Raw genomic sequence first — 10572 nt, 5'->3', positions numbered from 1 at the left:
GATACGAAGGCCGCGGTAGGGTGGGGTGGGACATACCGCGCAGATAGGCACGCCCCCCCCATCACCCCGCGGCACCGGCTTCCCAGAAAACATCCCCCCCTCCACCCCCCCCCCCACGCCCGGGTCGTTCCCGCTCCTGGCGAGCCCGGACGGCTGCGGACGGCGGTCCGCAGCAACCTCCTGGTCGTCCTGGTCTTCGTCACGGCGATCCCGGTGGCGTTCTGGTCACCGAGCCTCGCCAAGTACTGGTGGCTGCTCGCGATCCCGGTCCGTGCCGTGCACCGCAGGCCCGCGGAGAGCGCCGCCGCGGCACCTGCCGAGGCGGCGCCCGGGAACTGAGAGCGGCGCACGCTGCCTGGAAACCCGCGGCGCAGGTCAGGATCCGGCGGCGCCCTCGGCGGTCTGGGCGATGACGGCCGCCACCGAGGCCGGACGCGAGACGTAGACGGCGTGGCTGCCCGGAGTCTCGGTGACCGTCGCCCCGGCGCGCTCGGCCATCGTGTGCCGCACAGGCGGCGGGATCGTCCGGTCGTCGGTCGCGACCAGGTACCAGGACGGCCTGACCCGCCAGGCCGGCGCGGTGATCGCACCGCAGGCCGCGTCCAGCCCCCAGGGCACCTGCGAGTCGGCCATGAACGCCGCCCGCGCCTCGGGCACGGCGGCGGCGAAGGACGCCGCGAACTTCTCCCGGTCCAGGAACAGGAACCCGTCCCTGGGTAGCTCCGTCTCGGCGATACGGGCACTTGACCCACTTCGAACGCCCGTCAGCCTACTTGGACCCCGCACGGCCCCCACCCCGTCGCCCGAAGGGCCCAGCAGAACTTGCACCACTCGAACGGCGGGCCTGGCGTGCAGCCGGTCGCCCGACCCGGAAGCCTAGGATCCGTCACCGGACAAACAGGACATCTTTCGCCTTGTCCGGCAGGGGCGGGGCATCACCTCACGACCGAAGGAGACGGGATGTCGCACCGCGCCGGGAGAACCCGCTGGCGGCTCTTCGCGGTGGTCCTGGTGCCCGGCGTCGCGGCGTGCGCCACCGTCGGAATCGGCATGGCGCAGGGCGTGCTCGCCGCGTCCTTCTTCATCTCCGGCCAGAAGTTCCAGCTCACCGCCGATTCACTGACCGCCCGTGGGGTCAGCCTCTACAGCATGATCGACGTGACCAGGAAGCGTGAACTCGTACCGGTCGTGGTCACCGGCTTCCGGCATGCGAAGGTCAGCGGCCTCTGTGAGGCCATCACGGTCGACGTTCCGGTGCTGGGCACGCAGACCCTGCGCCTCACCGGCGGCGACCAGCGGCTGGCCGAGGCGTCGGACCTGTTCCTCGACTTCACGGCCGAAGCGGCCGCGGAAGCGAACTTCACCGGCCTCGACATCGGTGTCGCCCAGGGCGCCATCTCCAAAGGCCCGGTCAGGTCCGGAGACCGGGACTCCCGGTTCTTCGATCCGGACGGCATCGGCCTCCAGTCCACCTCGGTCACCCTCACCGACGTGCGGGTGAACACGCTCGCGCTGTCCGCCGGCACCTTCAACGTCCCGGGCCTGCGGGTGCGCATCCAACCGGGCAACCACACATGCCCCTGACCCGGCGGACCACGACACCACTGATCAGGACAGGACGCGTGATCACCAACCCCTTCGGCAGGCCGGGCGAACTGCTCGCCGCGGCACCGGAGTTCCGGCGCAGGTTCCGCACCTGGCGCGGCGAACGTCCCTTCTGGGCAGGCCTGTTCACCTTCACCGCAGGGCTGCCCATCCTCTACTGGCCCTTCGCGAAACTGGACCTGGGCGGCATCCCGCTCGCCCTGTCGACCACCTCGGGCGCCGGGTCCCTGGTGATCGGAACCCTGCTCCTGGTACTGGGCGTCGCGCTCTGCTGCCGTCCCCATCTCCGGGTCTTCGCCGGGATCGCCACCCTCCTGCTCGCCGTCATCTCCTTTCCCGTCGCGAACTTCGGCGGGCTCTTCCTCGGTGTCGCCTCCGGCCTGGTCGGCGGCTCGCTGGCCTGCGCCTGGCTGCCTCCCACGGCAGGGGAACCGCCGGCACCGACGAGTGAGGGCGGGACCACGGTCGTTGCGGCGGCGGAGGGGCGAAGTGGCGGCTGCTGACGACCGCACCGGCCGGGGCGTGCACACCGACGAACGCGGTCGCCCGCACCGTACGGGTAGGACCGGTTCCGTGCTCGCCCGTGCGTCCCGGCCGCTCGCCTGCGCGGCGGCCGTGGCCTGCCTGTCCCTGTCCCTGCACCCGGCGGTGGGCGTCTCCTCGGCGGCCGCCGACGCACCACGGTTCGGGCCGCGCCCGCTCCGCGCCGCCGAGGGCTCCTGGGTGCTGCGTGCCGACCGGCTCGTGCTGCGCGGTGCCAGGTTCCACGGGACGGCCACGGTGCGCACCGCCACGGGGACCGTCCGGGCGCTGAGGTTCACCGTGCGGTCGCTGGACGCCGTCGACCTCGACCTGACCGCCGGCCGGGGCCGCGCGGCGCTGCGCCTCAGGGCCAGACCGGCGACGACCTCCTCGTTCAAGGGCCAGGGTGCCGACGGCGTGGTCACCCTCTACGTCCGCAAGCTGTCCGGCAGGGTGACGGGCCTCGGCGGCGGCCCGCTCCCGGCGCACCGTGGCGTCACCGTCACCCCCGACGCCGTACCCCGCTGGCTCGCGCACCCGGTCGCCCGAACCCGCACCATCACCCTCGTCTCGGCGAGCGTGGCACAGGCCGTGCAGATCGGCGGCCGGCTGTCCATCAAGGGACCGCGGTGGCGGGCCGCGGCCAGGTGACCTACGCCCCCGGCAGCGGCCGGACCGTGAGGATCTGCGACGCGTGTCCGACCGGGCCGTCCACGTCGTGCAGGACCGTGCTGGTCAGACCCTGTCCGGTCGGGCCGAAGGTGACCTTGGTGTCCAACCCCGTCCAGATGCCCCGGGGCCGGCGGTGGAGGTGGACGGTCAGGTCGACGTTCGGGAACATCCACTCGGTGGGGGACTGCCGGACGGCGATGCCGTTGGCGGTGTCGACCAGGGTGAGATACGAGGCGAGCGGACTGACCGGCACCCCGGCGACCAGCTGCACGGGTGTGGAGATCCAGGCCGCCGTACGGCCCGGGCGCCGCGGTTCGACCGGGCGGATCTCCACGGACTCGATGTAGCCGCCGGGCCAGAGCTCGCCCGCCGGCCACGGGGCGAGGGAGTCCGGCGGGACGAGACAGTCGTCGGGGCCGCCGGCGACCGCGGTGGTGTCGAGTTCGGCCAGATACCAGGCGCGGGCCCGCAGGACCGATCGCCCGGAGATCCGTACGACCGCTTCGAGAAGCTCGATGGTCCGCCCGGGGCGGACGGTCTCCACCTCGATCTCGCACTCGTCCAGGGCGAGGCGGCCGAGGATGTCGTAGCTGATCCGGGAGAGCAGCAGACCGTTGTTGTCCGGGCGGGCGGCCCGGTACTGGTCGAGGGCGTGGACGACCAGCCCCGACAGCGGACTGAAGTGCTGCTCGTCCGGCGCCCAGGCCCCGACCGCGTGCGGCGTCGGCTTGTAGCGGTGGCCGTCGACGGCCTCGAAGTAACTGCCCGGGGACACGGTCGGGATGGACAACGGGCGTCTCTCCTTGTCGGGGTGAACACCTCGGACGCTATCGCCATCCGTGCCGTCGAGCCGGGTGAGAAAGTGCACAGTGCATGTAATCCGCCGGGGCTCGGGGCAGGCGCCGCGGCCGCGCGGGCCGTCCGGCGGCCCCTGGCGTCACGGGGTGCGGAAGCCGCGGAAGGTCACCCGCCTGCGGCTCTCGAAGCCGAGCCGTTCGTAGGGCGCGATCGCGCGGGCGTTCGACTCGGCCGCGTGCAGGAAGGGGCGGTCGCCCCGGGACAGGACGCGTGCGGCGAGCGCGCTCACCAGGCGCTGGCGTGGCCCTTTCCGCGCGCCTCGGGGGCGGTGCAGACGGCGCTGATCTCGGTCCAGCCGGGCGGCCTGAGCCTCCCCCAGCCTTCGGCCGGGGGTACCCCCATCTCGCTTCGCTCGCCCGCCATGGACTCCCGGGGAATGACCGGCGTTCCGTCAATGCCCCGTTCCGTCCGAAAGTATGAAGAATTCGAGCCATGTCCACACGCACCTCGGCACGGTCCGGGGAGGAGGACCGTGCCGAGGTGACAGGGGTCGTGCGGAGGTCAGGCCGTGGTGCGCTGCCTACGGCGCAGCGTCAGGTACGTGCCCGTGGCGCCGGCGGCCACGAGGGCGCCCGCGCCGAGGCTCACCGGCAGGGCCGGGAACGCGCCGGAGCCGGTCGCCGCGGCCGTGTTCACCATCGCCGGGCCCGGCGTGATGTGCGTGCTGACCGGGGCCACGTGGTGGATCGGGCCGACGTGCTTGACGGATCCGTTCGCGTTCAGCAGCACCTGCTTGTTGTTGGGGTGCCGGAAGTCGAACATGTTGGTCAGCGAGCCCGCGGTGGCGTCGAAGGAGTGGTCGCCGACGCGGCCGGTGCGCCAGTTGTCCTCGATGAAGCGGATGACGGACGACTGGTCGGTCTGCGTGTGGTCGACCTTGTTCACCTTGCTGTACGGCGAGATGACCAGCAGCGGCTGCCGGGTGCCGGGGCCGCAGCGGTCGGCGTAGCCGCCGGACGCGGCCGGGCCCGCCTGGCAGGCCGCGCTGTCCGTGGCCTTGCCGTTGGAGCCGACCGTGGTGTCCTTGGAGCCGTTGCGGGGCTTGGCGTAGGCGTGGTCGTACCAGCCGTCGGAGTCGTCGTAGGCGACGACGATCGCGGTGGACTTCCACTGCGGCGAGCTCTGGATCGCGTTGATCTCGTTGACGAGGAAGTGCTGCTCGTCGGTCGGGTCGGAGTACCCGGCGTGCCCGTCCTGGTACTCGCCTGCCTTGAGGAAGCTGACGGCCGGGAGCTTGCCCGCCTTGGCGACCGCGGTGAAGTCGGTCAGGTCGTAGTTGTGGTTCGCCTGGCCGTTGTGACCGATCTCGTTGACGTTCTTCGGCGCCACGTGGTGCGGGTTGGACGTCGACTTGTAGTACGAGAACGGGTTGTGGTGCGGGCTGTAGTCGACCACGGAGGCGCCGCCGACGTTGCTGTGCGTGGTGTCGCACTTGGCGTAGTCGGCCGGCTTGCCGTCCCAGCCGGTCGACGGACGGAAGCCGCCCTGGAACCAACCCCACGTCACATGCTTGGAGTTGAGCAGGTCACCGATGTTCCTGCCCTGCAGCGAGGCCAGCGCGCTGGTGCTGGTGTGGTCCTTGTCGGAGCAGTCGTCGAAGGCCGGGTCAGGGTCGTTGATGACCGTGCCCACGCCCTTGGCGTTCGGGGAGGCGATGGCGTAGGAGTCGGGCGTCGACGTCTGCTTGCCGGTGACGGAGTCGACCGAGATCGCGCCGTGCGTCTGACCCGAGATCAGGTTGAGCGCGCCGGGCGTGGACGGGCCGTAGACCGAGCTGTAGGAGCGGTCGTTGAGAGCGTACTGCTGGGCGTAGTTCCACAGCCCGGTGACGGTGTTGCCGTCGTAGTAGTCCATGACCAGGCCCGGCTCGCCGAACAGGCCGCCGCTGCACTTGTCGACCTCGGTGTTCTGCACGAACTGGTCGGCCTTGCCGCCGTCGTAGGCGAGCTGCTCGGGCCCGTAGGAGTGGTTCTGGTCGCAGGTCAGCGCCTGTGACGGGGAGAGCCGCTTGGGCGTGTACTGGTTCGGGTTCTTCGTGAGCAGCCCGGCGTGCGCGACGGTGTCGATGTCCTTCGGGGTCTTCCTGGACGCCGTGAACTTCGTGCCGTCCGTGTTGGCGGCCTTCGGGTAGGTCGCGAAGTAGTGGTCGAAGGAGATGTTCTCGTCGAACAGCACGACCACGTGCTTGATCGGGGTCGCGGTCGACGACCCACCGCCGTGCCCGGCGGGAACGGCCGCCCAACTGGGCGCGGTGCCGCCGAGGACCGTGAGCGCGGCGGCCCCCGCGAGCGCCCCCAGACTCCTGATCGCCGTTCGTCTTCCTGTGCTGGCCATGCGAACTCACCCTCCGGGCATGAACGTCACTGCGTCGTACAGGCAGGGATGCTTCGCCCGCTTCCGGGCGCTGCGGCGGAGCCATGATGGCGGCTGAATGAATAGCGGGTCAGGGATGCTGGGGCAAATCTTGACCGGGTATTGACCGATCAGATCGAGGAGTTGTCCGAACAAGCTCAGGTTGTGGACAGGCTCAGGTGAGGAGCGCGCGCCCGTACCAGTCGTCGGTGTCCCGCACCCCGGGCAGCGCGAAGAAGTACCCGCCGCCGAACGGCGAGACGTAGTCGACCAGCGGTTCGCCGGCCAGCCGCTTCTGCACGGTCTCGAACTGCCGCGCCAGGTCCTGCTGGTAGCAGCTGAACAGCAGGCCCATGTCGAGGTTGCCGTTGCTGTCCATGCCCCGGTCGTAGTTGTAGGCGCGGCGCAGGATGCGTTGCCCGGCGGTGGCCGTGGTGCGCGGGTTGGCCAGCCGGATGTGCGCGTCCAGCGGGATGACGTCACCCTTGGGATCGGCCGCGTAGTCGGGCGTGTCGTGCTCGGCGTCGCCGTCCAGGGGCGCACCGGACTGGCGGGAGCGGCCGAACATCCGCTCCTGCTCGCTCAGCGAGACCCGGTCCCAGAACTCCACCAGCATGCGGATGAGCCGCACCACCTGGTAGCTGCCGCCGACCGCCCAGTCCGGCTCGCCGGAGTCCGCGCCGACCCACACCAGCCGGTCCATCTCACGGGCGCTGCCGGTCTCCGGGTTGGCGGTGCCGTCCTTGAAGCCGAGCAGGTTGCGCGGGGTGCCGGACGGCCGGGGCGGGCTGCTGAACCCGTCCAGCCGCCAGCGGACCTGCATGCCGCCCCGGGTGTGCCGGGCGATGTCGCGCAGGGCGTGCAGCACGGTGTCGGTGTCGTCCGCGTGCAACTGCAAACTGAGGTCGCCGTGGCACCACTCGGGCCGGAGGTCGTCGTCGGGGAAGGCCGGCATCGTGGTCAGCCGACGGGGCCTCAGTCTCCCGAGCCCGTACCGGTCGTCGAAGAGCGAGGCGCCGACGCCGACGGTCACCGCCAGCGCCCTCGACGGCAGTTCCTCGCCGAGGACGCCGGAGTCGGCGGGCGGCGCGGTGACGCCCACCGGGTCGGGGGTGCCGCCGGAGGTCAGGAAGCGGGCGCGGTCGGTGAGCGTGCGCAGTAGGTCGGTCAGCTCGGCGCGGTTGGTGGCGGTGACGTCGAGCGAGGTGAAGACGGTCGTCCGGCGCGGTGCCGCGATCGCGGACTGCTGACGGGCGCCGTGGAAGGGCGCGAGGGCGGCCGTCGCCGCCGTGCGGTCCGCGACCGGGGCGGCCGCCCCGCCGGCGGCCAGTCCCGCGCCCGCGAGCGCCGCGCCCCGCAGGAAGCCACGGCGGCCGACGCCGCCCCTGCCGGTCGTCTCGTCGGTGCTCACACCGTCCTCCGCGGATCGCACAGGGTCGCCACCGACGCCAGCCGTTCCACCAGGCCTCCGAGCGCCGCGTCGACGTTCTCGCGCTGCCGGTGGCTCAGCTGCCCCAGCGGTGTCCAGGTGCCGCCGTGTTCGAACCCGTCGAGCGTCTTCCCGAGCCGGTCCAGTTCGCCCTCCAGAGCGGACAGACCGGCGTACCGGGTGGCCAGCAGCGGGCGCAGCCGGGACATGACCTGCACCGTGCCGTCCAGGTTGGCGCGGGCGGTGGCGAGGTTGCTGCCGCTGCCGTAGTCGGTGCGGCCGGTCAGCTCGAACTGCACCGTGTTCTCCAGGATCTCGTGCGCCCGCAGCCCCAGCTGGGCGGGGTCCATCCGGGTCTGGGCCCAGTCGTCGCGGAGCGCGGTGACCGCCTTGACCAGACCGGCCGCCGGGCCGCGCAGGCCGCTCGCGGACTCGCCGTGCCACAGGCCGTACTCGACGCGGTGGAAGCCCGTGAAGTCCTTGTCGTGCACCCCGCCGGGCAGGCCCGCGTCCGTGCCGTTGATCGCGCCGTCCGCGTTCCCGAAGGCGTCGTACGCCGCGCCCAGCCGCTCGTACTCCAGGTGCGCCGGCAGCCAGTCGGTACGGGCGGCGGCGAGGTCGCCGCCGTCGATCGCGTCCCGCAGTGTCGTCGTCAGCCGTACGACGTCGGACAGGCCGCCGCCGATCCACTTCTGGTAGGCGAGCGCCGGCGGGATCAGGTCGTGCTCGGTGACCGGAGCCGCGGCCGGGCCGCTCCTCCCCCTGGCGATGCGGACCGTGGGGCCGGTGACGGCGTCGGCGTCGTCGGGGACGCACTTGAACGCGTAGCTGCCCTTGCCGAGGCGGACGGTGAGTTCCCGGGTGGTACCGGGGCCGATGTCCTCCACCTCGCCGTAGACGGCCTGGCTCTCCGGGTCTTCCAGCAGGACCTCGGCGGGGCCGTCGGTCGGGTTGCGCAGATCGAAGACCTGGACGCCGGGAACCGGCGCGCGCCAGCCCCGCCCGCAGCGGCTGGCGGACACCTCCACCGTGGTGTGCGGCAGGGCGGCCGGGACGGCGTGTGCGGGGCGTGAGTCGTGCGTGAGCGCCAGGACCCCGGCCACCAGGCAGACGACGGCGACCGCGACGACCGCCCAGGGACGCAACGACCTCTGGGCGAGGCCGGACAACACCATCCCGAGCTCCCGGGTTCGTACCGTTCGTGATCGCCTCATGCTAGGCACGCCCGCGCACTCGAACGGCCGTCCAGGGAAACCCATGACCAAGAGTTCCCTGCCGGTTCACCGGACCTCCCGACGAGCCCCTCAGCCGGCGCCGGGCCGGACCACCGTGGCTGAAGCCGGAGAGGTTCATCCGCGCCCACCTCGTCCTCGTCGCCGCCCAGGTGCCCGAGGCGGTCAGCGACGCCGGCTACGAGGCCGGCATCGACTGCGCACGCCGGCCTCCGGCCGGGTCACCGGCGACGCGCGCAGGGGCCATGTCGTCCTCACCTGCCGCCTCCCACGCCGAGCACCCCGCGCCGGGACTCAGCCCGTCTGTTCCACCGCCCGCAACGGGCATCCGGTGCCGACTCGCGCTTCGAGTTCGCTCCGCAGGGCCGCGAGTTCGGCCATGCGCGCGTCCACGACCCGGATCTTCTCCTGGAACAGCGCGGACAGCGCCTCGGCCGAGTCCGGCGCGTCGCCCAGCTCCTCGAAGTGCCGGCCGATCTCGGCCAGCGAGAAGCCGAGGGTCTGCGCGGTTCGGACGTAGTGCAGCCAAGGCACCGTCTCCGGCGGGAAATCGCGGTAGCCGTTGGACAGCCGGCGACCCGTGACGAGGCCGATCCTCTCGTAGAAGCGAATGGTGTCCTTGCTCAGGCCGGCCCGCGCGGCCAGCTCTCCGATACGCATGACCCTCCGCCGGACCGCCGCACTGGGACTTGACGTTGGACAGTACTCCACTGTTTAGCGTGAGGCGTCGCTGCCACGAGATGAGCAGGAGCCTCGTCGTGATCCGTCTTGCCGCCCCCACCCACCCCGCCTATCCGCGCGTCGTCCGCGCGAGCGCCTGGTACGACCTCGTCGTCACCGCGGGATTTGCGACCCCGTGGACCTATGCGCTCGTACACGACGGACTGTCGTCGCTGGGGGACGCCCTCGGGCTCGGCGTGCTGCCCGCCCTCGACCCGACGCAGACCCTGTACGCGAACCTGATGGGCTCGGTCGTGGTGGTGTGGGCGCTGCTGCGGATCGTCGAACCGCGGCCGGCCTACGGCCTGTTCGACGGCGTGGCGCGGGTCCTGTTCGCCCTGTGGCAGGCGTACGCGCTGGGCCACGGTGCCACGCGGCTGCTGTGGCTCTTCCTCGTGGTGGAGGCGGCGTTCGGTGCCGCCCAGCTGTGGCCGTGGCGGTCGACACGGCGGACCGGCCTGGTCTCCAGGCCTCACCTGCCATGAACACCAGCGCGGATACGACGGCCGTGACGAACCTGATCGCACGGTACGCGGAGCTGGTCGACACGGGGGACTCCGCCGGGGTCGGTGAACTCTTCGCCGACGGCGAGTTCATCGGGAGTGGCCCGCCGGCCGTGGGCGCGAGGGCGTCGAGCGGATGCTCAGGGAGACCGTGATCCGCTACGAGGACGGGACCCCGCGCACCCACCACGCCACGACGAACATCGCCGTGGAGATCGACGCCGAGACCCGCACCGCCACCGCGCGTTCCTACGTCACCGTGTTCCAGGCGCTGCCCGGCCTGCTGCCCATGCAGCCCATCGCCGCGGGCCGACACAGCGACCGCTTCGAACACCGCGACGGGGTATGGCGGTTCGTGTCCCGCCGGGTGACGATCCACCTGGTGGGGGACGTCCGCCTCCCGCCAGCGCGGCACCTGGCTGGCCTTGGTCAGGTCCAGGTTCCCGTTCTGCGCCTGGAAGTAGCCGACGTCCAGGCACCAGCTGCAGCCGGCCTGCGCGGCCACCGCCCTGTGCGCGAACGACTTGAGGCTCGTGTCGGCCCGGTCCCCGGCGCCGACCCTGCAGCCGAACTCCAGGTTGTCCTGGGCGACCTCGGGACTGTGCCAGGAGCACCTCGACGTTCTCGGGCACGGCACCGAGCCGTTCGACCATGTTCGCCTTGAGCCCGGCGGGGAGCT

The 10572-nt window shown here is 71.9% G+C and carries 12 protein-coding genes and 1 pseudogene; 6 read left to right on the top strand and 7 right to left on the bottom strand.

What is annotated here, in order from left to right; genetic code table 11:
* Positions 1-213: 213 nt before the first annotated feature.
* A complete protein-coding gene (locus ACZ4N4_RS26635) occupies positions 214-339 on the top strand; it encodes a hypothetical protein (protein WP_467592793.1) in 126 nt (41 codons plus the stop codon).
* A 36-nt stretch (positions 340-375) separates the two neighbouring features.
* Here ACZ4N4_RS26635 and ACZ4N4_RS26630 read toward each other — a convergent pair whose 3' ends face one another.
* The gene (locus ACZ4N4_RS26630; protein ID WP_467592790.1) at positions 376-828 is read right to left on the bottom strand and encodes an alpha/beta fold hydrolase; all 453 of its coding nucleotides are present in this window, start codon (positions 826-828) and stop codon (positions 376-378) included.
* 132 nt (positions 829-960) lie between these two features.
* Between ACZ4N4_RS26630 and ACZ4N4_RS26625 the strand changes: the two genes are divergently transcribed.
* The 3 genes from ACZ4N4_RS26625 to ACZ4N4_RS26615 are packed head-to-tail and all read left to right on the top strand — an operon-like array spanning position 961 to position 2778.
* Entirely contained in the window at positions 961-1584 is a 624-nt protein-coding gene (locus ACZ4N4_RS26625; protein WP_467592787.1) for a DUF6230 family protein, read from the top strand.
* 38 nt (positions 1585-1622) lie between these two features.
* Positions 1623-2108 carry a DUF6114 domain-containing protein gene (locus ACZ4N4_RS26620; RefSeq protein ID WP_467592783.1) on the top strand — a complete coding sequence of 162 codons (486 nt, stop codon included), beginning with the start codon at positions 1623-1625 and terminating at the stop codon, positions 2106-2108.
* The gene (locus tag ACZ4N4_RS26615) at positions 2095-2778 is read left to right on the top strand and encodes a hypothetical protein (protein WP_467592780.1); all 684 of its coding nucleotides are present in this window, start codon (positions 2095-2097) and stop codon (positions 2776-2778) included. Before ACZ4N4_RS26620 ends, ACZ4N4_RS26615 begins: the two co-directional genes overlap by 14 nt.
* A gap of 1 nt (position 2779) precedes the next feature.
* Here the strand turns inward: ACZ4N4_RS26615 and ACZ4N4_RS26610 are convergent, their stop codons facing one another.
* The 6 genes and pseudogenes from ACZ4N4_RS26610 to ACZ4N4_RS26585 form a co-directional block, all read right to left on the bottom strand.
* The gene (locus ACZ4N4_RS26610) at positions 2780-3589 is read right to left on the bottom strand and encodes a thioesterase family protein (RefSeq protein WP_467592776.1); all 810 of its coding nucleotides are present in this window, start codon (positions 3587-3589) and stop codon (positions 2780-2782) included.
* Positions 3590-3736: 147 nt separating this feature from the next.
* Positions 3737-3969 (bottom strand): annotated as a pseudogene (locus tag ACZ4N4_RS26605) (GNAT family N-acetyltransferase); the annotation flags it as partial.
* Positions 3970-4158: 189 nt separating this feature from the next.
* Positions 4159-5991 (bottom strand): phospholipase C, encoded by a 1833-nt coding sequence (locus ACZ4N4_RS26600; protein WP_467592773.1) that lies wholly within the window; start codon positions 5989-5991, stop codon positions 4159-4161.
* Between the two features lie 193 nt (positions 5992-6184).
* The gene (efeB, locus tag ACZ4N4_RS26595; protein ID WP_453566710.1) at positions 6185-7420 is read right to left on the bottom strand and encodes an iron uptake transporter deferrochelatase/peroxidase subunit; all 1236 of its coding nucleotides are present in this window, start codon (positions 7418-7420) and stop codon (positions 6185-6187) included.
* Positions 7417-8613, bottom strand: a complete 1197-nt coding sequence (locus tag ACZ4N4_RS26590; RefSeq protein WP_467592769.1) for an EfeM/EfeO family lipoprotein — start codon at positions 8611-8613, stop codon at positions 7417-7419. Before ACZ4N4_RS26590 ends, efeB begins: the two co-directional genes overlap by 4 nt.
* Positions 8614-8964: 351 nt before the next feature.
* Positions 8965-9330 (bottom strand): MerR family transcriptional regulator, encoded by a 366-nt coding sequence (locus tag ACZ4N4_RS26585; RefSeq protein WP_453566706.1) that lies wholly within the window; start codon positions 9328-9330, stop codon positions 8965-8967.
* A gap of 98 nt (positions 9331-9428) precedes the next feature.
* On the opposite strand from ACZ4N4_RS26585, the gene ACZ4N4_RS26580 reads away from it, so the two are divergent.
* Both ACZ4N4_RS26580 and ACZ4N4_RS26575 read left to right on the top strand, forming a co-directional pair.
* Positions 9429-9875, top strand: a complete 447-nt coding sequence (locus ACZ4N4_RS26580; RefSeq protein WP_453566704.1) for a hypothetical protein — start codon at positions 9429-9431, stop codon at positions 9873-9875.
* Positions 9876-10029: 154 nt separating this feature from the next.
* Entirely contained in the window at positions 10030-10557 is a 528-nt protein-coding gene (locus ACZ4N4_RS26575) for a nuclear transport factor 2 family protein (protein WP_467592767.1), read from the top strand.
* Positions 10558-10572 lie beyond the last annotated feature (15 nt).

Source organism: Streptomyces sp. NPDC026538, assembly GCF_055567535.1.
The sequence above is the reverse complement of the archived record's forward strand: the minus strand, read 5'-3'. Positions and strand labels throughout refer to the sequence as shown.